At 44.7% G+C, this 22256-nt stretch carries 20 protein-coding genes; all 20 read right to left on the bottom strand.

Annotation, left to right across the window (positions count from 1 at the left end):
• Positions 1–23: 23 nt before the first annotated feature.
• On the bottom strand, positions 24–1022 hold the full coding sequence (locus A7E78_RS00375; RefSeq protein WP_072282414.1) for a hypothetical protein: 999 nt from the start codon (positions 1020–1022) through the stop codon (positions 24–26).
• Complete coding sequence (locus A7E78_RS00370; protein WP_072282413.1) at positions 1019–2323, bottom strand: glycosyltransferase family protein; 1305 nt, start codon at positions 2321–2323, stop codon at positions 1019–1021. The genes A7E78_RS00375 and A7E78_RS00370 overlap by 4 nt, the downstream gene beginning before the upstream one ends.
• Before the next feature lie 59 nt (positions 2324–2382).
• Positions 2383–2925, bottom strand: a complete 543-nt coding sequence (rfbC, locus tag A7E78_RS00365; RefSeq protein WP_072282412.1) for a dTDP-4-dehydrorhamnose 3,5-epimerase — start codon at positions 2923–2925, stop codon at positions 2383–2385.
• Positions 2926–2927: 2 nt separating this feature from the next.
• Entirely contained in the window at positions 2928–3806 is an 879-nt protein-coding gene (rfbA, locus tag A7E78_RS00360; protein ID WP_072282411.1) for a glucose-1-phosphate thymidylyltransferase RfbA, read from the bottom strand.
• A 135-nt stretch (positions 3807–3941) separates the two neighbouring features.
• The gene (gene rfbB, locus A7E78_RS00355; protein ID WP_072282410.1) at positions 3942–5000 is read right to left on the bottom strand and encodes a dTDP-glucose 4,6-dehydratase; all 1059 of its coding nucleotides are present in this window, start codon (positions 4998–5000) and stop codon (positions 3942–3944) included.
• A 49-nt stretch (positions 5001–5049) separates the two neighbouring features.
• Positions 5050–6207 carry a glycosyltransferase gene (locus A7E78_RS00350; protein WP_072282409.1) on the bottom strand — a complete coding sequence of 386 codons (1158 nt, stop codon included), beginning with the start codon at positions 6205–6207 and terminating at the stop codon, positions 5050–5052.
• On the bottom strand, positions 6204–7304 hold the full coding sequence (locus A7E78_RS00345) for a glycosyltransferase (protein ID WP_072282408.1): 1101 nt from the start codon (positions 7302–7304) through the stop codon (positions 6204–6206). Before A7E78_RS00345 ends, A7E78_RS00350 begins: the two co-directional genes overlap by 4 nt.
• On the bottom strand, positions 7304–8665 hold the full coding sequence (locus A7E78_RS00340) for a phenylacetate--CoA ligase family protein (RefSeq protein ID WP_072282407.1): 1362 nt from the start codon (positions 8663–8665) through the stop codon (positions 7304–7306). Before A7E78_RS00340 ends, A7E78_RS00345 begins: the two co-directional genes overlap by 1 nt.
• A gap of 26 nt (positions 8666–8691) precedes the next feature.
• The gene (locus A7E78_RS00335; RefSeq protein ID WP_235606768.1) at positions 8692–9612 is read right to left on the bottom strand and encodes a polysaccharide deacetylase family protein; all 921 of its coding nucleotides are present in this window, start codon (positions 9610–9612) and stop codon (positions 8692–8694) included.
• Between the two features lie 117 nt (positions 9613–9729).
• Positions 9730–10857, bottom strand: a complete 1128-nt coding sequence (locus A7E78_RS00330; protein WP_072282405.1) for a GNAT family N-acetyltransferase — start codon at positions 10855–10857, stop codon at positions 9730–9732.
• A gap of 14 nt (positions 10858–10871) precedes the next feature.
• Positions 10872–11498, bottom strand: a complete 627-nt coding sequence (locus tag A7E78_RS00325; protein WP_083552462.1) for a GNAT family N-acetyltransferase — start codon at positions 11496–11498, stop codon at positions 10872–10874.
• A gap of 271 nt (positions 11499–11769) precedes the next feature.
• Complete coding sequence (locus A7E78_RS00320; RefSeq protein WP_072282403.1) at positions 11770–12429, bottom strand: acyltransferase; 660 nt, start codon at positions 12427–12429, stop codon at positions 11770–11772.
• Between the two features lie 15 nt (positions 12430–12444).
• The gene (locus A7E78_RS00315) at positions 12445–13944 is read right to left on the bottom strand and encodes an oligosaccharide flippase family protein (RefSeq protein ID WP_072282402.1); all 1500 of its coding nucleotides are present in this window, start codon (positions 13942–13944) and stop codon (positions 12445–12447) included.
• Positions 13945–13972: 28 nt separating this feature from the next.
• Positions 13973–15259, bottom strand: coding sequence for an O-antigen ligase family protein (locus tag A7E78_RS00310; protein ID WP_072282401.1), 1287 nt, complete (start codon positions 15257–15259; stop codon positions 13973–13975).
• Positions 15259–16380, bottom strand: coding sequence for a hypothetical protein (locus A7E78_RS00305; RefSeq protein WP_072282400.1), 1122 nt, complete (start codon positions 16378–16380; stop codon positions 15259–15261). Before A7E78_RS00305 ends, A7E78_RS00310 begins: the two co-directional genes overlap by 1 nt.
• Complete coding sequence (locus A7E78_RS00300) at positions 16380–17246, bottom strand: glycosyltransferase family 2 protein (RefSeq protein WP_072282399.1); 867 nt, start codon at positions 17244–17246, stop codon at positions 16380–16382. Before A7E78_RS00300 ends, A7E78_RS00305 begins: the two co-directional genes overlap by 1 nt.
• Before the next feature lie 443 nt (positions 17247–17689).
• Positions 17690–18058 (bottom strand): GxxExxY protein, encoded by a 369-nt coding sequence (locus tag A7E78_RS00295; RefSeq protein WP_235606767.1) that lies wholly within the window; start codon positions 18056–18058, stop codon positions 17690–17692.
• Positions 18059–18329: 271 nt separating this feature from the next.
• Complete coding sequence (locus A7E78_RS00290) at positions 18330–19409, bottom strand: XrtA/PEP-CTERM system-associated ATPase (RefSeq protein ID WP_072282397.1); 1080 nt, start codon at positions 19407–19409, stop codon at positions 18330–18332.
• 184 nt (positions 19410–19593) lie between these two features.
• Positions 19594–20835, bottom strand: coding sequence for a TIGR03016 family PEP-CTERM system-associated outer membrane protein (locus A7E78_RS00285; RefSeq protein WP_072282396.1), 1242 nt, complete (start codon positions 20833–20835; stop codon positions 19594–19596).
• Positions 20836–21279: 444 nt separating this feature from the next.
• Positions 21280–22107 carry an XrtA-associated tyrosine autokinase gene (locus A7E78_RS00280; RefSeq protein WP_072282395.1) on the bottom strand — a complete coding sequence of 276 codons (828 nt, stop codon included), beginning with the start codon at positions 22105–22107 and terminating at the stop codon, positions 21280–21282.
• Positions 22108–22256 lie beyond the last annotated feature (149 nt).

The following is a 22256-nucleotide window of genomic DNA, read 5'->3' as shown; positions in this document are numbered from 1 at the left end:
ACTCCTTGTTGGATTGACGTCAACTAAGCTAAGGGCAAAAAACCTCTTCCCTCTAAATAGCTGATAACATTTTTAGCCGTATGTGGAACAATTGAATTAAAAATAGCCCCTTTAAGCGATTTATTATCAAACAAAGGCATACGATTCCAAAACAACTTGGCTGTATAAACTGGTGGAGGGTCCAGCATAACAACAGGTGTTTTTTGCATCATCCATAAAGGCTCAGAAAAACCAGAAGGCATCATGATAAGCAGATCACATCGGGACATAATTTCCATCTCTGCAGCATAGCCAAGGCCTTTAAGGTAAGTACAGTTTGATTCTGGTAAGTCCAACCGGTCATTGGCGTACTTACTTAAATACTCGCCAGCTACAACTCCAGCTTCATCAAGATCATTATTAACCCTAAAAGATTCTTCTTTAGCCATACCGCAAACAAAAACATGAGCGTTGTACTTATTAATAACATGATTAAAAAGCTCACTTTTTGTTTTCAGTACCCAGTCTTTTGGCCTTTGAAAATATGGTTTAATTGCCCCCCCAGACCGATATCTCCATAAATATCCAACAGTAAATTTTTCATCAAAAATGGATTTATCGATATCATTATTTTCCATACAAATCGGAAGGTATTTTTTACCACTTTCACTAAGATTAAGTTTTATTCCTGAACTATGAAAGTCGTGCCTCCTTATAAAACTCCAAGGCTTTATATTTCTTTTAAAATCAAACTTTTCACGAATTTTATCTGGAAGGTCATCAAGCAAAAATTTATTTAATTCGTAATCGCGAATTTGATACTGATAAAAATAGTCTACATTGACATTTTCAATCTCTGTGGCAGGCCATACTTCATCCAACATATCAAGATCATAGTTCAACATAGCCAACATACGGTCTTTTACAGCAAAAAACCCTACGACCTTTACATCTTTGTTTTTTTTCCAAAGTTTTAGGCAACAAAGCTGCTCATAACAGTCACCAAGAGCACCATGGATTATTGTTCCAACACGCACAGTCATGCCTTCCCCCCAAGAACAGAATCAAAAACATCAACAAGTCTTTTTGTTAAAAATCGACGGCTATACACTTCTATTTCAGGGGCTTGTGCAAAAGACAATTTTGGGCACCCTATAAGTTTTTTAAATAAACGTGACGTGGACTCTCTATCCCTGGTTAGCCACAAAACGCGCCCCTTTGGGCATTTTTCCAAAATATTCTTTGTCTCCCCAGAAGGAACATCAGCCAATATTCTGCTTCCAGAAGCAAGATATTCAAAAAGCTTGCCAGGAATAATCCTCTCAGCACCTGGCAAATCTGTGAGAGTCAAAAGGAGGGTATCTGCTGCGACCAACTCTTTTAAAATGTCCTTATGCGGTTGATAACCTAATAGTTGGATATCAAACCTGGCTTGAGATGAAATCAGGTAATCTTTTTCACTATCCACAACTCTGCCAAAAATTTTAACCCTTATTTTTTTCGCTAGTTTTTCATTGTCCTTAACAAAATCATTTATGGAATCAATAAACGGCTTTAAAGTTGTGGCCTTCCAAACAGTGCCAACGTACACAATTGAAACAATCTCACCGGGATTATCATTGGAGTTTTCAGCACCTAATCCTGAAAAATCGTCCTCATCAAAACCATTGGTAATTACAATTCCTTTACCACGGGATTGCTTTTGGTGTCTTGCCGAGATACTTGTGACATAACTTTGGGTGGCTGCCGTAAAATTTGTACACAGTCCGACAGAAAGTCGCTCCATAAATTGATCAAAAAACCTTGGCCACCAACCTTTGGCAGTCTGTTCAAGTGTCTCACGAGCAAATACCCACTCATCCCGAAAATCTATAACCACTGGTACACCGCACAAACGACCTAAAATCGTTGAAAAAAACAAAACTGAAAATGGCGGCGCCGTTGCGAACACGACATCTACTTTTTCTTTTTTAATTATTTTAAACATCTGCCAGATCGTACATGGCCACCAAAGAATTTGTGGATCTGGCAAAAGAAGGGCTTTTATGAATGATCGCAGTTTGGAAGAAAGCCATTTTTTCCACTTTGATTTATCTGGAGAGCCTTTCACCAACGCTTCTTTTACCTGATATGACGGTTCAAGTGTTTTTGTTCTAACTATTTTTACTTCCGGCGGAAGGTCATCCATCAGGCTATTATCAAAAACAGGCACAGAGGGGTTTTCCGCTGCAAGAACAATGGGATCCCACCCAAGCTCCGGCATATATTTTACAAACTTTGCAGTACGTTGAACGCCTGCTCCACCAACGGGCGGAAAATAGTGAGCAACAACCAATACTTTCATTTTGTAAGTCTTCAATTATTTGGATTTTAAAGTGAAAACACACAGAGACCTGGACCCAACTAAAAACCCTGTGCATCCCTGAAGAGATTCCCCTCTCGATCTTTTGCAGATAGATTCGGGGCACCTTCCAACGGCCAGGAAATGGCCAAATCAGGATCATCCCAAACAATACATCGTTCATACTCTGGAGCATAATAATCTGTAGTTTTATATAAAAACTCTGCAACATCCGACACCACCAGAAACCCGTGGGCAAAACCTTCAGGCACCCACAACTGGCGTTTGTTCTGGGCAGAGAGGCGTACCCCAACCCACTGGCCAAAGGTCGGGGAGCCTTTCCGCAGGTCCACCGCCACATCGAAAACTTCCCCAACGACACAACGCACTAGCTTACCCTGGGATTGTTTAACCTGATAATGGAGGCCGCGAAGAACCCCCTTGGTTGACCGAGAGTGATTATCCTGAACGAAATTAACCTTCAGCCCGGTTTGCTCCTCCCATTCCCGGTGATTAAAGCTCTCGAAAAAGAAACCTCGATCGTCGCCGAACACCTTCGGTTCAATAATCAATACATCGGGGATTTCTGTTTTTAATACTTCCATGATCAGAACTCTTCCTTCAGTACCATAGTCAGATAATCGCGATAGCTCGACTTGGGAGTCTCTTCGATTACCCGCTCCATTTGCGAATGATCGATATAGCCCATACGGAATGCGATCTCTTCGGGACAGGCAATCTTTACTCCCTGACGACTTTCCAAAGTACCAATGAAGTGACTTGCCTCCAAAAGGCTCGTGTGGGTCCCGGTATCGAGCCAGGCTATGCCGCGCCCAAGTTTTTCAACCATCAGTTCTTGCTGATCCAAATAGGCGAGATTGACGTCGGTAATTTCCAGTTCTCCACGAGCAGAGGTTTGCATTGACTTGGCAATTTCCACAACTTTATTGTCGTAAAGGTAGAGACCCGGAACCGCATAGTGGGATTTGGGTTTGGTCGGTTTTTCCTCAATACCGACAGCCTTGCCTGTTTTATCAAATTCCACCACCCCGTAACGCTCCGGGTCATGGACCGGATAACCGAAAACTCGAGCACCACTGGAAAATTCTCTACAAATCCGGTCCAGCCCCATCTTGCCGTAAAAAATGTTGTCCCCCAGAATCAGGCAAACGTTATCATTACCAATGAAGGACTCTCCGATCAAAAAAGCCTGCGCGATACCTTTGGGTTCCGGCTGCACGGCATATGTAAGCCGGATTCCCCAGCGACTGCCATCTCCCAGCAAATCTTCAAAACGTGGTGTGTCCTGCGGGGTAGAAATAATAAGAATGTCGTTGATCCCAGCCATCATCAGGGTAGAGAGGGGGTAATAGATCATCGGCTTGTCATAAACAGGCTGCAACTGCTTACTGGCCACTATATTTAAAGGATAAAGACGACTCCCTGCTCCACCGGCGAGAATAATACCTTTCTTAAGGCCGCTCATCGAAACACTCCTATTGATTGCAATCTATTAAACAAACAAAAGAACTAACGCCCATTTACGTAGCGTTTTAATCCCTCCTGCCGTCATGGAACACGCTGCCCCGTAACCTGCTTAAACCTGGTTTTACCCTTCACCTCAACGGCCTTCGTACATGTGTTGGTAATAGGTCTGATAATCGCCACTCACAACCGATGCAACCCATTCCGGGTTTTCAAGATACCAGTCGACAGTTTTAAGGATTCCCTCTTCAAAGGTGACCGACGGTTCCCAGCCGAGCTCATCTTTAATCTTGGTGGCATCAATGGCGTAGCGGAGATCATGACCGGGACGATCTTTGACAAATCTAATCAGGCTACGGCGAGACTCACCTGAAGGCAAAAAACCAACTTTTTCATCCAGAATGTCGCAAATGGTTTTAACGATCTCGATATTCTGTTTCTCGTTGTTTCCCCCGACGTTATAGGTCTGGCCTACTTGCCCCTTTTCAAGTACGGTAAGTATGGCGTTACAGTGATCCTCCACATAAAGCCAATCACGGACATTTTTACCATCACCATAAACCGGAAGATCTTTGCCATTCAGAGCGTTGTTGATGATCAAAGGGATAAGCTTTTCAGGAAAATGATAGGGACCATAGTTGTTAGAACAGTTGGTTACCAGGGTCGGCAAGCCATAGGTATGGTAATAGGCGCTGACCAAATGATCGGAAGAGGCCTTAGATGCAGAATATGGGGAACGAGGATCGAAAGGAGTAGTTTCAGTAAACATCCCTGTTTCCCCTAACGAACCATAGACCTCGTCGGTTGAGACATGGAGAAAACGACAATCCTCCTGTTTGCCATCCCATGCTTTACGAGCACACTCAAGAAGATTAAAAGTGCCTACAATGTTAGTTTGAACAAACTCTGCAGGGCCGTGAATACTGCGATCCACATGGGATTCCGCAGCAAAATTTACAATCGTATCGATGCTTTCACAGGAAAAAATAGATTCAACGAGATCAGCATCACCAATATCGCCCTGAACAAACCGATAGCGCGAATCTGCTTGAATATCTGATAAGTTTTGCAGATTACCCGCATAAGTCAGTTTATCTAAGTTGACAATACGGCAATCTGAAAATTCCTTTAACGCTTCCCGGACAAAGTTGGAACCTATAAAGCCACCGCCCCCTGTAATTAGTATATTTTCCATTTAATCCCCTTATTTTTTATCACTCTCAGGTTCCTATTAATTGAGTTAACTAGAAAACGAAAGAGTCGATAACGTCTCGAACTTGTTGGGCATTTTCCAGCCACGTAGGTAAACCATTACATTTTGCTTCTTCCAGATCTTCTTCCAATACAAACTTTAATTCACGAATCAACCCATCAATATCCTTAGGAGCTACCATCTGAAGCAAGCCACTTTTAACTGAAAGTTCCGGTATCCCGCCTACATCTGTCGCCACAACCGGCACCTCACAAGATAGAGCTTCCAATATCACGTTGGGAACGCCCTCCATATAACTTGGCAAACACAAAACTGAAGCTGCGTTCATCCACATAGCGACTTTCTCTGGCGGGAGGCTTCCCTTAAACTGCACCTGGTTTATGACACCCAGGTTTTCAAGTTGCTTTTTGAGTTCCCCCTCATAAGGTCCTCTCCCGACAATAACTAATCTGTAGTCCCTCTCCCCACCAGAGTTAATCAACTTAGAAAAAGCGGCGGCAAGCTCCCCGAGCCCTTTTTCCTTTTTCAGGTTCCCGACAAAGAGAATTATTTGGCTCTGGCCATCGACACCAACAGACTGCCGGGCCGTATCTTTTGGGCGCGGATAAAAAATCTTTTGGTCCACACCGTTATAAATTACTTTTATTTTTCTTTCCAGAACGCCCAGTGACATAAGATGGGACTTTAAAGCGCCACTCACACTGAAAATTCTTTCAGCCCCCCCTATCCCTTCAATTGAAACTTTTGTCATCAAAGTTCCACATTTTAGACGATTGACATCCGTGCCATGCACCTTAACGAAAAAAGGAACCCCCATAATTTGAGCCAATTTTCCTGCCGCCCAGCCATCCGGATAAAGCCAAGAAGCAAAAACAGCATCAAACGGGTTCGCCTTATGGGCCTCAAGAACTACTTTTTGAATCGATCTCAAAAAAAATCGCCCATACCATGAACGACATAACCCGGGCGTATACCAATAGGTGGGGTGATATACAGCAGAACCATCAAACTCCCTCTTTGAAGGTATGCCAGCTTTACGCTCACACAACGTCCAGGCAACAGGTGCCACAATATCAATATGGTAAAATTTCTTCAACGCAGCAACCTGTTGTTGATTAAAAGTGCCCCTTTGTGGCTCAAGGGGATTTGGGAAAAGATTGGAGACAAAAAGAAGCCTCTTCTTGGTCATGACCGCCCCCTAGCAACAGACCGGTACAAGTCCACATAACACTTGACCGTGCTTTGGCTGTCAAAATGGTTCTCCGCAAGTAATCGCCCAGCTTCCCCCATTTGCTTACGCAAATCACCATCCCCAAGGAGGCTCTTAAGTCTAATCCCTAAAGCGGCAGAGTCGTCCGATTCAACAAGAAACCCTGTTTCCCCGTCCTTTACCGCCTCAGAGTTACCTCCAACATTGGTGGCAACTACCGGCAAACTGCAGGCCATCGCCTCCAAAACAGTCAGCGGCAGCCCCTCAGTTTTAGAAGACAAGCAAAAAACATCGAATTCCCTCAGCAATTCGGGAACATCATGACGGGAGCCTGTAAAAATAACGCTGGTTCCCAAACCAAGTGACTTTACCTCAGCTTCAAGTTGCTGACGGAGAACACCATCACCAACGATTAATAACCGTCCCAAAGGAAACTCACTTTGAGTCTCAGCAAAAGCACGCAATAGGCATGAATGGTTTTTTTCAGGAGAAAGGCGGGCAACAATACCAACAACCACATTTGTGTCATCTATACCAAGAGAACTCAAAAGTGGTTTTTTACCATTAGCAGGAAGAAAAGCACTGACATCAACACCATTCCAAATTGTGTGTATTTTCTGTTCAGGTACTTTTTCGGTCAATCGACAAACTTCGGCTGCCTCGTGAGACACAGCGACGATCTTTGAAGTAAAGGCTGTGGACAGGCGGTTTAAAAGAACCTTTTTTTTCGAACCAGGATAATTTCGACCGTGTTTGGTATGAACAACGGGTACTCCTGCAAAAAAACCGGCCAAAGCCCCGTAGAAATGAGGGGAAGGATTATGGGTATGAATAACCTCGATCTTAAGTTTTTTAATTATTTTATAAATATCCAGGACAACTTTTGGCTTTATACCCTCCGAGCAGTCTAGTTCAAAGATCGGTACATCAAAAATCCGTTCACCCAAGGCCCCTTTTTTTTGCAAACAAAGAATATGTGGAACAACCTCCTTTTTACTGCCTTTGACCAGGCCTAAAACAAATTTCTCCAGCCCACCGATTTCTAGCCCAAGAACAACATGCAAAACATTTAACATCACGCAACCACCTGGCTCAAATTGGATATGGTAACTCGATGTTTCCCGGAAATCGTTAGTGGGATTTCACTGACAATTTCATATGCAACAACCATATCTGGCCCAACAGCTGAAGCAATTATCTGCTCAATTGCTGACCGGGTCCCAGCTCCTAATTCCCCATGCGGAACAAGTTTAACTATCAGCTGATCTATCCGGTCCTGAATAACTTGGAAGCGATAAACTTCTGGAAAGTCTTTCATCAAGTGCGGAAAAAATTCTCCAGGTAATGTTTTACCCTCCGGCAACCTGATGACATCAAGAGATCGACCGACTATGTCGTCCAACAACATAAGTCCGCGACCACATGAACATTGGTGATCACTGACTCGTGCCATATCACCAATTTCATAGCGAATAAACGGCATACCGTAGTTATGCAGATCAGTCACCAAAATCTTGCCAACCTCACCCGGTCTAGTGGGCCTTCCGTCATCATCTACCACCTCAACGATAAGGTTTTCCATACTTATATGCAGGCCCTCATGTTTTTCACATTCGGAAGCAATAAGCATAAATTCGCGTGAACCGTAAGTATTAAAGACTGGTGCACCAAAGACTTTCTGAAGCACCTCTCGTTGATAGGGATAAACCTTTTCGGCTGCACATAAAATAGATTGTGGCTTAAAAAGCGGTCCCCCATTGCGGTCCACATAAAGAGCAAATTCGTAAAGAGGGTTAGTATACCCAACAAGGTTTTGAGGCTGCCATTTGTTAAGAGAAGCAAGACACTGTGCCATCTCCTGTTCCCCAAACTCAAAGCAATTGTAAAATTTTTGACGATCAATAAAATGATGTAACGATTCTTTTAATCGCTGTTTTGTAGTAGTTTCACCAAGCGATACTCCCCATATGTACGCCTGCTTTGTTCCGGGGCGGGCCCCAGCCCAAGCATAGCCCCGTTTGGACATCGCTACCCGCCACTCGTAGCTTTCTTTGGTATATCCAAAATGAAGAGGCTGACCTGTAGACCCACCAGTAGATTTTCGCCAAAGATTATTTTTAAAGGGAGAAGAAATGAGAGAATCAAATTTCTGACGAATAATATCTTTGTTCAGAATATCTATTTGCGAAAGATCGTTTAACGATGATAGTTCATGAGGATCAAAACTGTTACGTTTAAAAAGGTCTTTATAATAGGCAGAGTGGGTCTGCGCTAAACAAAGTAGTTTTTTAAGAGAATTGACCTGACGGTTCTGTATTTTTGATAAATTTAGCCATTGTGTTTCAAATGACCCCTCATAGATACTAGCTATGCGTCTATGCTTTAGGAATCTCTCGAAAAATGGAAAATAAATTTTCTCGTAAACTTTTTGGTACATATGAGCTGTTAACCCTATTATCTTTATTAAATAAATAACCTTGGGAAAAAAATTGTTGATGCCAAAAGTTCTATATTTGCCGAAGGTTCTATTCGTTTAAGATTAAATCCACTTAGTTCTCTTGTATAATTAATCCCTGTATTGAAAGAAAATCCAGCATCATAGCCAGTCTTAGAAATAACATTAATTGTATCAGAATTAAAGTGTTGATAATTTCCGACTGGATACGCAATTGTATTAACTTTTTTTCCAATTTTTTTCTCTATGATTGATTTTGAAAAACTTAATTCTTTTTTTTGTTCATATTTTGATATGGTACTCAGAACTCTATGACTATGAGTATGTGACCCTATATCTATGCCAGCATCAGAGACTTCCTTGATTTGTTCCCAAGTCATCAATTCTTTTGATTGCTTCTTTATATCTGGCAATGGGACATCACATAAACTAGAGAGCTCGTGAAGTAGATCTGCTGTTTTTTCAAACGGCTTTATTTTCATAATGCCCTGAAATTTTTTAATCGCAGATATCTTACTTTCGAGCGAAACAACCTCCCCCCTATAATCAACAGAAGTATTTTCAGTTTTTTTTATTAAATACGCAATAACATCCCACCAACCAAGCTTTCTTGAATCAATCAATCCTGTTGGAATAAAAAAGATTGCCGGCACGTTTAATCTCTTCAACAAAGGATATGCAAGCGTATAGTTATCTATATAACCATCGTCAAATGTGACCAAGCTGCATATTTTGGTTGTTGAAACCCTACCGGATAAAATATCAATAAGTTCACTTTCCGCTAATATTTTAGTGTTCTTTTTAAGCCATAACAAATGCTTCTCAAACTCTATAACAGAGTGAGCAAATACCCCTCTATCAAATTCTGTGAATATTTTTTCTTTATACAGGCGATGATAATTGCATACTATAATCTTATTTCTTGACATCAGGCCTAAAAGACTAGTTATCCGAGAGCGGTATAATATTTTCGATAAAATAAGTTTTTTTCCCAACAATTTTAATTTACCTTTTCAGCAACAAAGAATTACATTTAAAATTAAAATCTAATAAATTCCGAACAGAGATAATCCTTTTCGAACGGCACCACAAGAAAGGCCCATGAAACGGTGAACCATCGATCTAGGGGTTAATCGCCATATTCTTAACCCAAACAATTGGTTTTCACATGTCGCCAACTCGTTCTTATAAGCAGAAGAACCCCGGAGAAAATCATACTCACTTATTCCCATTTCTGAGAGTGCTTTTATAAAAAGCAAATTAGCTAAATTCCCTGGACTCCGCAGAGAAATGGTAGGATCGCGCCTAATTCCACACTGGTAAAAATCAAATTTACTACCAGAAACAAAACCGTAAAGTACAGCTATTGGCTCATCATTAATTAACAATTGGGCGAGCAATGCCTTTCCCTCGGGCATCCAATCATGGATAAGGTTACGATGAAATTCAACGAACCTCGGGGCCGAAAAAACACCTGGTTTTCCATTTGCCACCCATCGTTCTTGGTGTAATCGAATTAATGCGTCAAACACTTGGTCGGCTCTACAGTGCTCAACGATTTCAAATTTCACTCCGGCCCGCTTTCCATCCCTCAAGAGACGGCGAGCCTTATTTCGCCTATGCGATGACAAGCGCCCAAGATAAGCGTCAAACCCTCCAGAAATATTTGCGATGGGACACCCTCCCCTGAAATAAGGTTGGGCATCAAACATGTCATTATAATTAGGAAACAATGGCGAATCTTTAGGCAAGTCCTGAAACTCAATTTGATCCCAACCCAAGCCAGCTATCTCACGCCAAAACGCAGCAGCGGACACCTCCTCCTCACCTGGCAAAGCGAGAATATTCAAATAATCTGGACAAATTTCCTCATACTCCTCCTCACCCGTTGAGATAAAACGAATGCATCTGACACCAAACTTTCCCCTGCTGACATATAAAGGCACACCGCAAATAAGTTTTGTTTCCCGCCATAAAGTAAAAATCAGCAAACCATCCGCATAGACATGACCATATGTACGCCACCACCTACGCAGCCAATCAAAATGAAGAGGCGGTGATGCATTAGGGCTCCGCTCAAAAAGTCCATTCCAGGCAGACCTAATGGCATCCCATTCAAGTTCATTTGTAATAATACGCGCGACCACCTTTTCATTTTCTGATAATTTTGACATATATTATACTTCTCTCATATCTGAAATAGATCTCTGGACGAGTGGTCTATAGTTTTTATTCTAAATGACCACCTCCAACAGTTAAAAAGAACCAAGAAAAAAAGCTGCGCAACAGGAGCAAAGCCTGCTTTTTCAATTCCCCTAATAGATTTCAGGTTTTTAGAATTAACATCAATAATGAATTCGGCCCCAAGATCACAACCAAGCACCTGACGTATCTTAATTAGTAAGGCAGGATACAGACCACGACCTCGATAATCTTCTGATGTATGAAAGTTATATAAAAAAACTCGGCCATGCTTGTCTTGGAAGCGCACTAATCCGAGAGCTCTTTTTCTATATGTAACCCATCCAAAGCATACAATTCGATCACCATCCAACCACCCAAAAACTTCATCACCATTTTTCAATCGTGACTCAACAAGGCCTGCCGGCTCACCCATAGACTGCATCGCACATTCTAACTGTTGCAGACTATAGGCGTCATTAGGCTTACATATTCGGATAAATTTGAATGAATAAACTGGAAATTCTTTAGATGAATATAAAGAGGAACTAAAGACTAATAGTTTATCAACTCTTAAAAAACGCCACAATATTCCTTTATAAATTTTTTTTATGTGCCTAGTAACTTGAATCATTATTTGTCACCAATTACAAAAAATATTTCATCTTATTATATTTTTTAATATAATAAGACACAATAGAAAGGACAATGTTTTGGTGGTTAATCGTATGCGCTCTAAATCATGGAGCTGAACTTTATTATCCTTATGATCTGCAACTTTAACTAATTCAAACCGCATATAAAAATAAGAAAATAACTAATAATATAAAATGGGATTGGAGAAACATATTTGAATAATGGTATGACGCTCCTCCTAAAGTTTTAAAATTCAAATCACGGTAGCCTCATTTAACTAATATTTCATTAACGATCTCATCAATGGGTTTATCAGGGACAGGAAGATCTTTAACCTTTCTTGCTGGGTTTCCGGCAACTATAGTAAACGGCACAACGTCTTTGGTCACCACAGACCCTCTAGCGACAATTGCCCCATCACCAACCGTCACTCCTTTTAAAATTGTGCTCCCTGCACCAACCCAGACCCCATCACCTATTTTGACAGGTGCAGAATCAGATAATTCCCATCCATTCCCTAAGCCGGGGTAACCTGCGCCTTCTGGCGCGGTTCGGATGCGGTGTTTGATCCATTCTTCAATTCCAATTGCGTGAGTATTGTTATCCGTTACTAAAGCGCAACCAGCCACAGCAGAAAAATTTCCAATAGAGATATTCTGCAAACATTCTATGGAGGCACCACTTTGAATAGTTGAATAGTTACCTATTTTTATTTTCCCGAATTCTTTACAGGCTAGCGTTCCATTAATTCGACAGTGATGGCCTATTATAATCTTTCCTTTATCATCTGATTCGTTTTTTATAGATGCGCCTAATTCTAGCTCAAAAAAAGGCCCTATAGTTGCTTCTCGATGAAATTTTTGGGAAAGTTTTAATAACTGATTATTTCTATAGGTTCTTAATAAACATTTTGCCAAATATAGAAACACTCATTTCTCCTTTTTTTATTTTGCGTATGAAAACCGAATTTTTTTTAACAGGAAGTCTCTGTTTTTTTTATCAATATATATTGGCAATACAAAGAATGAATAAATAAGGCTCGAACTAATTATGGCAAAACCAAATTTAAGATAAGTGTCTAAAATTATATATTTGTGCAAAACAAAAGCCGGAATGATAAAAAATACACCAGCACTGAGGGGAATAAAAAGGCCGGATACCAGATAAGTTCTTATGGCCAGCTTGAATGTGCGACATGTAAACCAGACAATTCCTGCCGTGTTCAATAAGTTCGGCAAAGTAGTACCCCACGCTACACCGTAAAGTCCGTAATATTTCCCCCACCAGATACTCAACAAAAGATTAAGTATAGCTGTCACAGCCATAAAAATTGTTGGAAATCGCAAATTTGAGGTACCCATTAAAAGCGGATAAGCCACTCCCCTTTGTACCAGAAAAAAGAGATAGGAGATCGCTAGAATCGAAAGAATGTTACCCGAGACTACTCGATACTTTTCCCCCATCCAGAGAGCAATAAAATCGCCACCAAAGAAAATAAACCCTAAACACAGGGGAAGGACTAAAAATGAAGTTAGTCGACTGTACTTTAAATAAACATCTTTCAAGCCTTGGTTGTCTTTTAACGAATCTAATTCACTCACCCGGGGCATTAATGCTTTTGAGATCCCTGTGATGAATTGCATGGAATAGATAATAAAATTGTTTCCGACGGTAAAAAATACGATGGACGAAACAGAAACAATGCTTCCGATCACCATTGCATCGGTATTGAAACTCACCCTGCTAGCCACTTGAAAAATTAATACAAAAATGCTGTAACCAGCCACTTTTTTAAATGTCGCGAGCTTAATATATCTCTTTTTTATCCTTACATAAGGATGCCTCAACCTGATGTAAAAATATAAGAACATTGCTTGACAAACAGTAACCACGACAAGAATCGAAGCCAGAACAAAAAGCCCATCTCTCGAATTTAAGATTAGAAAGGTGAGAAAAACCCTCACAAACAAAAGAATGTTTTTTACAAAGTTAAGGAAGACAAATTTTTGCAGGGCATGCAACACACCTTCAAACGCTTCAAAAACAAAACTTAGGGCTATGTTTGCCGAGGCGATGATGGTTGCCAGCTGTGCTAGGGGCCGAAATTTTGCTGGTATCTGAAAAAAATTGTCAATTGACCATGCTAGACCTATACCGGAAAGAAGAACAACCAAGCCTAGCAGCGAAAAAAAAGCGAAGTTTGAACTAAAAACCTCGTTCAGCTTGTCAATCTCTCCACGGGCATAGTATTTAGAAATAAAACGCACATTTGCCAGAGGAACGCCCAGCTGGAGCAAAGCGAAGTATCCTGTGATGGAGGATATCAACAGCCAAACCCCGTACTGTTCTTCTCCAAGCACCCGAACGCAAAATGGGTAAAGCACAAAGACTGCCAATATAGACAGGAAAAGGTTGGACCAATTGGAAAGGATATTTTTCAGCATTCCATAAACTCCAGTCTGAATCAAACTTTCACAGAAGTACCTTAATTAGAACATACATTCCAACGATCTCCAACAAAACCAACTGACCAATCCTTTTCACTTGGAAATCCTTAGATACTAAATCGGGGTTTGGTTTTATTGTCTCTGTGCTATTCAACTTATTGATAAAGCTGGTCAACAGGGCCAAAACCATAAAAGGCAGTAAAATATAGGCACGACTAAGAAAAAACATACATATCATGAGGCCCATCAAGCTTCCGTAACAGGCCGCAAGCAAACCATGTTCCTGGCTGTTCGATGGCATACTTCTTTTAGAGAAAAAGGGTTTTTGAGCCCACCTTAAAGAATAAAAGAACACGCCTATGAAAAAAAATGACCCAACAGCCCCCAACTCTGCCAGTACCAGCATATAAGAGTTATGGGCTGTCAGTGCATGGTAATCAGTGAACATGCCCTTACCAACCCCGAAGAGGGGGCTGCCCTTAAACATTTGAAAGCCCTCGTACCAAGCTTCAATACGACCGTAGGCTGAGCTCTCCCCCGCCGAAATCTCGGCCATGCGACTGGGACCGAAAACGATTAGAAGTCCCGTTAAGATCACTCCAAATATCATCCCCTTCTTGCTTTGATAATATAGAATGAAAAATGTGAAAATGGCGGCCAGCAACGCCAACATAGCCCCCCGGGAATTGGTCAGATAAATCGCGTATAACAGGGTTGGCAGACACACAACCGCTATAATGTATTTTTTCTCTAATATGCGCTGAATCAAAAAGGGTACCGCTATAACCAATGCCAACCCTAAATCATTAGGATCGTTAAACAAACCGTACCAGCGTACCCTAAGCAATGGCTCACGGACCCCGTCGGCATTGGTTATTTGCTGGTAGAGCGGCTCCAGGCCGCCATGACTAAAACCCTGCGAATGTTGCAACCAAGCCTCATAACCTAGATAGGTTGACAGCACGATCAACAGTAAAATAAACCGGTTGACCTTTTGTCTGTTGTCCAAGCCATGCGCAATGAGAAAATAACCCACCAAACTTGGGAGAAACTGCATAACCGAATCGACAGCCCCGCCGAAATAGCCATTGCTGAGATGGGATAAGACTATGGCTAGGACGAAGCCGGCCATCATATAGTCAGTCTTGTAGGCGAAGAGGCGGATCTTATCGGTCGCCCAGCAGTAGAAGAGGGCCAGCAGACAGATGATGCCCAGCACGGCGAAAATCGGTAAACCGCGCAGAGGCCCGTACCACTCAAATGGCCGAATGTAATAGAGCGATACGTATATACAAAGCAAATAGAAAAGCATTAACCGGCCTGTCTCACCTGATGTGACAAGTGGCTAAGGAACCGGCTATTGCGGCACTCTTCGGGCCTCGCCATTCCTTCCTCAAGAGCCTGGACAACATTGACCATCTCCCGGGCGCTTACGAAATGCACCTTGGCTCCTGATTTCTCTCCTTCTTCCTGAACCAGCTCAAGCAACTGAGACATACCCCCCTGATCAAAAAACATCTCCAGGCTCTTCTCCTGGGTGCCATGAGCATAGAGTTTTACAAACACATGCTCAGGGGCGCCCTGAACGTGCACTCCGATATCGATCCAGGAGCGTACCCTCTGACGACTTAGGGGCGTACTAACGGCCAGGCCGCTATTTTCGATGCGGGGGATAAGTCCCCATTTGCGATGGTGCCAAGCCGGTGACAACGGCCCCTGTACCATTAGCAAACCTGCTTCTTGATTGCCAACCCTGGCGTTGCGCCCCCAGTTGTGGGACTTGGGCCGTTGCGGATCATCAACCGCATAGTAGATGCTGTTGATTTTGCGGGTTTGGGTATTACTGGGAGCCGAGGGCATGGTGAAGTCGCCGTAGCATCCGGTCTGCTGTAAGATGCTGATCTCATCGTTTACACCGCACCAGCGGCCATCGGGACGGGAGTTGTCGAGCGCCCAGTTGCCGTGGATAAAGCCGTAAGCGATCTCGCCGGTGCGTTTATCCACCGACAGCAGTCCGTGTTCTTCATGGAGGCGCTTTTTATAGTCGAGCAGAGTGCGGCGCAGGTTCTCGGAGGTATCGTTATCGTGGTGCAGGTGAACTTCCACCTCGCCATAGCCGGCATGACACAGCTCGGCCAGGGCATCGAGATCGTCTTTCTGATACTCTTCCTCGGGATAGAAGAAGCTGTACTTGAGCATCTCCCCATCGGAATCCCGGTATTTCTCGGCGATCTTCGGGTACTCATCCAACCAGCGCTGCAGTCGCTTGCGAGCGGTGCCCTTGTCGGCCTTACCCCAGTAGGGCTCGAAGTGATCGCAGATAGCGAAATAGATATGGCGCGGCTTCGTTCTCCCGCCCGCCAGTGTCCGTGACAAAGAGCGCCACAGGTAGTGAGGCAGCCACTGGGCGCAGCTATGAAGTTTTTCGTTCATCAGGAACCCGCCACTGACTGGCCGGAGGTCGCAGCCTTGGCCTGTTGAGCGGCAATCTGCCTATAAATGCCTTTACAAGACAACCAGCCGCCATGCTTACGGAAATAGTAGAGCAGACCGCCGAAGTGGCTCAGAGACACCTTGGACAACGGTTTTTTGTGGGAAATCTGCTGGGTGTGATGGATCACCGTCAGATCGGGACAGTAAATGATCTGCCGGCCTGATTTGCGCACCCGAAGACAGTAGTCGAGATCCTCGGGAGAATAAAAGATCTTTTCGTCGAGCAGACCAACCTCCTCTACAAGCTCCTTGCGGAAAAACCAGCAGGCCGAAATGGCGGAGTCGACGCTGCGCTCGGCAGTGAAAGGAAAGTCGCTATAGAAATCGCGATTCGGCACCGGGATCTTCAACAGGGCTTTTGGCAGCTTGCTGAGTTTGTGCCAGAAGGCGGGGAATTTTTTTACCGAGTTCTGCACGGTACCATCGGGATAGACCAGACGGGGCGCGATAAGACCGACCTGCTTATCTTGTTCCAGGCGCTGAAGAACCTGATTCAAAGAACCAACGGAGAATTCAGTGTCCGAATCAAGAATACAGAGATATTGACCCCGCGCCTTTTTCAAACCGAGATTGCGCGAGTAAGTCGTGCCGGTATTTTCCTTCAGTAAAATCGGTACGAAGTTTTCCGGGTAGTCTCTTTCATAACGTTCAAAAAGAGCCAACGAATCATCGGACGAACCGTTGTCGACCACTATAATTTCAAAAACCAATTGTTCCTGACGGCACTTGTCGATAATGGAATCGAAGCAACGCTGCAGGTATGATTCTGAATTCCAGGTCAATATGACAAAGGAAAGATCACACAATGTCTTGGGCCTTTCTGAATAATGTTTTCACCGTCGATAAAAAATTGATTATAAGCACTACAGAGAACCCTTTGTTATCCACGGAAGGCACGGAAGATACTGAAAATACTTGCTGACTATTACATGCGTTCTGTATTTTTCATGGACCGATTGCAACTTAGGGGTTTTTGTTATTAAAACCAGGCTCAGTCTTCAAACTCTTTTTGTCCACTGAAGTCACAGAAAAAACAATTTAACCCTTCCGTGCTTTCAGTGCTTTCCGTGGACTGAGCTCGACCTTAATGTCCGTATTGTCAAACCTGAACTAAACCTTCAAACCTTTTTGACCACAGAAGGCACTGAAGTCACTGAAAAAAACAGCCTTACCCTTCTTTACCTTCAGTGCTTTCCGTGTATTCCGTGGGCCTAGCTTATCACCGTGTTTTCCGTTGGACCCGCTTTGATCAAAGAACAATTCGCTCCAAAGTCGCTTTCGGATAAGAACCGAAGTTGACCAACAAACCGACCCGTAAACCTGATGCTTTCAGATAGTTCAGCAACTGTGCTTTATGTTCACCGGTCAGTTTTGCAAGAGCTTTCAGTTCAACAACCACTGAGTCGAAACAAATAAAATCAGGCTTATAGCTCTGGTGCAAAAGTTCCCCTTTATACATGAGTTGCAACGTTTGCTGTGAAGTATAAGGGATTGTTTGTCGAGCAAACTCTTTTTCCAGACACTCCTGATAAACAGCCTCCAGAAATCCGCAACCCATCTCTCGATAAACCTCGAACACCGCGCCACGAATCACGTAAGTCTCTTTTTCAAGCAGCAACTGTTTATCTTCTGAACTCACTTAAAACCTTTTCTGCCCACAGAAGACACTGAATATTTGCTCTTAACCTTTCCGTGCTTTCTGTGTTTTCCGTGGACCGATTATGCCTTTCAGGTTTTGAATAAAAACCAAAACTCAAACTTCAAACTCTTCTTGTCCACTGAAGGCACGGAAGTCACTGAAAAGAACCACTCTATTATTTCTGCATTGTCAGTGCTTTCTGTGTTTTCCGTGGACAAAGCTTTTCACCGTATTTTCCGTGGACAACAAATCATTTGACCAACGAGATCCCCCGCTTCTTCTCCACCTCTTCCAGACGGGAAGAAAGTTTGTCGATACTCTCCTCCAGCGCATCGAACTGAAGCTGTTGTTTTTTAATCATTTTTTTTAACACATTCTCAAACAGGGTAAGCTTCTCAAAAATTCGTTCTTTCTCCAGATCCCCGGAGAGCATGCGGGCAAAATCCGATTCGAGTTGCTCAAGGCGTGTTTCCGCGCCTTCATCGGGCAGATCCTGCGTGCGCGGATGCCCCCCTTCCAGAGCCGTCGCGTCACCGGCTTCGCTGGCGACCTCGGTAACCAGATCCAGGGTCAGATAAAAGGTCTCCTCGCCGAAGGCGGCCAGCAGCAAAAAATCGCAAATGCGGTTGACCAACCTGGGGATGCCGCCGCTGTAACGGTGGATGACCTCCATACAGTCCGCCTCGAAGCTGAGTGCACCTCGGTTGCCAGCCTTTTCGAGACGATAGAAGATGTACTCCTCGACTTCGGCCAAAGACAATGTGCTGAGATGACAACTGACGGCAATGCGTTGCCGAAGCTGACGCAGACGGTGCTGATCAAGGATTTCCTGCAATTCTGGCTGGCCTACCAGAATGATCTGCAACAGCTTGGTGCCACCGGTTTCCAAGTTGGACAACAGACGAATCTCTTCCAACGATTCGGCGGAGAGATTCTGCGCCTCGTCGATAATCAAGATCGGCCGAATGCTGTCGGCGTACTGCTGAATGAGGAAATCGTTGAGATCGCGATGAAGGGCCATCTTGTCCCGGCCTTGGATATCGAGACCGAATTCTTCATTGATGGCGGCCAGCAGCTGTTCGCCGTCGAGGGAGGTATTGAACACCATGGCCAATGCCGTATCCCCGGCGAGACGAGATACAAAATCCTTTAGGATAGTGGTCTTGCCCGAGCCGACCTCGCCGGTGAGCAGAATAAAACCGGCCCCTTCCTGAAGACCGTACTGCAGGTAACGCAGAGCCTTTTTGTGGGTCGCGCTCAAAAAGAGAAAACGCGGGTCCGGCACCAGGCTGAAGGGTTTGTCTTTGAGACCGAAGAAGGATTCGTACATGGTTTTAAATCCGTGAGTGTACTTCCGTGAGTAAGGAAACGTGAGTCTACTGCCGTGAGTCTACTGCCGTGAGGATTAAAACGTGAGTCAAAGGACGCTAGTGATAAATCCCGTGAACAGAAAAAGGTTTTTCCCCCTATTACGTGTTTATACTCACGGCTTCACCCGTCACGCATTACGGCCTTTAGAAAGTTAAACCCGCCTGAACATAAACAACATTGCTCTTATAATCGTTCTCGTCCAGGTCGGAATTACTGGCCCGGTAGCGGTAACCGGCGCTCAGGGTGCCGATCTTGAAGGGGTAACTGGCGGCCAGACCGGCTCCGTAGCGGAAAGCATCCTCGTCTTCGGGTCGGAAGCGCCAGACCGAGGCTTCGCTGGTCAGGTTGAGAGACAGTCGATTGGCAAAGGGGATGGTGAGCTTGAAGTTCCCCCCGATGGAGCGGTCTTCACGATCTTCGGTCTGGTAATCCTGCTTGTCGGCGTAGAGCAGCAGGCTGACAGGCAGTCGCTCAAGGTAATCGAAGGAGGCTTCGAAACGCTTGCTGCGGGTCAAGCCTTCATTGACGGATTGACTGAAGTCCTCTCGGTAGGCGAGGCCTGCCCGCCAGCGGGAGCCGGGCTGATAGTCAAGAGCCAGATCCCAGAGCAGGGATTGTTCCTCGTCCTGATCCTTATAATCAACCCAACCGCTGCCGCCTCCGGCCCGCAGGGTAAGGGCCCGACTGAGACGGTAGTCGAGACGACCGGTGACATCCAGGCGATCGTAGTCCTCGTCCTGGCCAGTATCCTGATCCCGGTCGGCACGATAGAACTGCTGGCTCGCCCCAAGGGTCACATCGATCTTGGAGTTGAGCTGCTTGCGCAGATCAAGGTAGACCTCTTGGCTGTAGGAATCGTCCCCTTCCGGCTTGTCATAGTCAATTTTTTCAAACCGGTAACCGACGCTGGGGGTAAAGGTCCTGAAATAGCTGCTGCGATATTCGGGGTTGATCACCAGCTTGTTACGGTTGCTCTTGTTGACGAAAGGACTGTCTTCATCGACTTGGCGCTGGCTGTCGATGGTCACCCGCTGATACTCATTGAGCACCGTCACGGAGAAATCCTGCCCGGGCAAAAAGACGCTTCTCAACTGAATCCGCTGAGTATCTCTCAGGCTGGTTTCGTCCTTTTCGTCGTGGTGCAAATATTTGAGAAAGTTTAGGCCATAATCGAGTTCTAGCTCCAGCAACCGGGCGTCATAGCGCAGTAGAATCCCCGGATTGATGGTGGTGATGAAATCACTTTCTTCGTCCCGGTCATCGAGAAACAGGTTGTCGGTAAACTCTTCCCGAAGCTGCAGGCGGGGTTCGATCTGAAATGCCGCCCGGGCTGACAGCGGCCATAAGGCTCCTAGCAGGACAATAATGGTCAATATACGCTGCAAAGTTTCCTCCTTCGACATTCCAAACCCATAAAATCATCACTTAAACGTAAAGCGATCAAAACCTTGTTTTTACCGCCCGTTCGCTCTGCTCACTAAAGAACACAGAGAAAACCATTATTCCAAAAGGATCTCTTCGTGTTTCTTCGTGCCCTTCGTGGTGAAAAGACTTTGACCTTTTCTGCGTTCATCTGCGTTCCCGAAAAGCCTTTAAGCCCTGATTTGGACGCTGATAAAATCTGATACTGACGCATACGCTGATCAATTTAAACCCGGCTTTTACCACCTAACCGTTACGCTGGTTGAGAACACCGGGATAAGCTATTACTTCCAGACTATTCCTTCGCGTCCTTCGTGAGCTTCGTGGTGAAAAGGCTTTGACCTTTTCTGCGTTGATCTGCGTGAATCTGCGTCCCGTTAAGCCTCACGCATTACCTATTACGGAAATCAATAATTGTAATACCGGTAATGATCCATTTTATGACTGACATCGGCGTCGTTATAAACGATGCCGAGCAGATTGTTCCCTTTGAGCATTCCCAGGGCTTCTTGCAGATGGTCATTACGGGTCTGGCGCTCGCGGACCACGAACAGGATCTTGTCGACCAGGGAGCCGAGCACCGACGCCTCGGCAAAAGGTAATACCGGCGTGGTATCGAAGATGACATAGCGATCCGGATAGCGAGCCTTGAGTTCGGCAACCAGATCGCGCATGCGATTGGATGCGAGCAGTTCGGCTGGGTCGGCTACGGTGCCACCGGCCGGCAGCACCACCAGCTTACCGATGCCGGTGCGGATCAAGGCCTTTTCCAGGGGGTAGTTCTCGGTCAGACAATGCAACAGACCTTTTTCCGGGGCAATGCCAAGGTATTTATGCACCGACGGCTTGCGCAGGTCGGTATCGACCAGCAGCACCGTATGGTCGTACTCCTTGGCCATGGTGAGAGCCAGATTGAGAGCTGTGAGGCTCTTACCTGCATCGGGCAGATCGCTGGTCACCAACAGGGTGTTGTCAAAGCCGCCCTGCCGAGTCAGTTCGAACACCACCGACTTGAGCTTGCGGTATTCTTCGGCGATTCCTTCACCGGGGTCACGGTTGATGACCAAACAGGGGTGGTCCGGCTGCAGGGCCTGACCCGTCGGAAGGTCCTCGGCGGGCGGCTGGATGGTCGACGCAGCGGCCGGCAGCGGCGTAACCTTTACCGGTGATATATCGGCAGGAGCGCCCTGTCGCAGTTGGTTGGCCTTTTCGATGGCTTTTTCAATTCGGCTCATAATTTATTTCCGTTTCCTAAAACCTGTAATCCACAAACGGTAAAAAGTAATCAGTAATTCGTAATCTGTGTCTCGATTAAGCTTTACAACCCCTTAAACCCGGAATTGGACGCAGATAAAATCTGATGCTTCGCATACGCTGATCAAAC

This window comes from Syntrophotalea acetylenivorans (genome assembly GCF_001887775.1).
Taxonomy (GTDB): Bacteria; Desulfobacterota; Desulfuromonadia; order Desulfuromonadales; family Syntrophotaleaceae; genus Syntrophotalea_A; species Syntrophotalea_A acetylenivorans.
The sequence above is the reverse complement of the archived record's forward strand: the minus strand, read 5'-3'. Positions and strand labels throughout refer to the sequence as shown.

Bases quoted from the DNA above. Each gene is read 5' to 3' on its own strand.
- rfbC (WP_072282412.1), bottom strand. From the start codon at position 2,925: ATGGAAGTATTAAAAACAGAAATCCCCGATGTATTGATTATTGAACCG.
- A7E78_RS00335 (WP_235606768.1), bottom strand. From the start codon at position 9,612: ATGTCAAGAAATAAGATTATAGTATGCAATTATCATCGCCTGTATAAA.
- A7E78_RS00325 (WP_083552462.1), bottom strand. From the start codon at position 11,498: ATGATTCAAGTTACTAGGCACATAAAAAAAATTTATAAAGGAATATTG.
- A7E78_RS00350 (WP_072282409.1), bottom strand. From the start codon at position 6,207: ATGACCAAGAAGAGGCTTCTTTTTGTCTCCAATCTTTTCCCAAATCCC.
- A7E78_RS00290 (WP_072282397.1), bottom strand. From the start codon at position 19,409: ATGTACGAATCCTTCTTCGGTCTCAAAGACAAACCCTTCAGCCTGGTG.
- A7E78_RS00330 (WP_072282405.1), bottom strand. From the start codon at position 10,857: ATGTCAAAATTATCAGAAAATGAAAAGGTGGTCGCGCGTATTATTACA.
- A7E78_RS00315 (WP_072282402.1), bottom strand. From the start codon at position 13,944: ATGCTGAAAAATATCCTTTCCAATTGGTCCAACCTTTTCCTGTCTATA.
- A7E78_RS00375 (WP_072282414.1), bottom strand. From the start codon at position 1,022: ATGACTGTGCGTGTTGGAACAATAATCCATGGTGCTCTTGGTGACTGT.
- A7E78_RS00310 (WP_072282401.1), bottom strand. From the start codon at position 15,259: ATGCTTTTCTATTTGCTTTGTATATACGTATCGCTCTATTACATTCGG.
- A7E78_RS00370 (WP_072282413.1), bottom strand. From the start codon at position 2,323: ATGAAAGTATTGGTTGTTGCTCACTATTTTCCGCCCGTTGGTGGAGCA.
- A7E78_RS00280 (WP_072282395.1), bottom strand. From the start codon at position 22,107: ATGAGCCGAATTGAAAAAGCCATCGAAAAGGCCAACCAACTGCGACAG.
- A7E78_RS00345 (WP_072282408.1), bottom strand. From the start codon at position 7,304: ATGTTAAATGTTTTGCATGTTGTTCTTGGGCTAGAAATCGGTGGGCTG.
- rfbB (WP_072282410.1), bottom strand. From the start codon at position 5,000: ATGGAAAATATACTAATTACAGGGGGCGGTGGCTTTATAGGTTCCAAC.
- A7E78_RS00305 (WP_072282400.1), bottom strand. From the start codon at position 16,380: ATGAACGAAAAACTTCATAGCTGCGCCCAGTGGCTGCCTCACTACCTG.
- rfbA (WP_072282411.1), bottom strand. From the start codon at position 3,806: ATGAGCGGCCTTAAGAAAGGTATTATTCTCGCCGGTGGAGCAGGGAGT.
- A7E78_RS00340 (WP_072282407.1), bottom strand. From the start codon at position 8,665: ATGTACCAAAAAGTTTACGAGAAAATTTATTTTCCATTTTTCGAGAGA.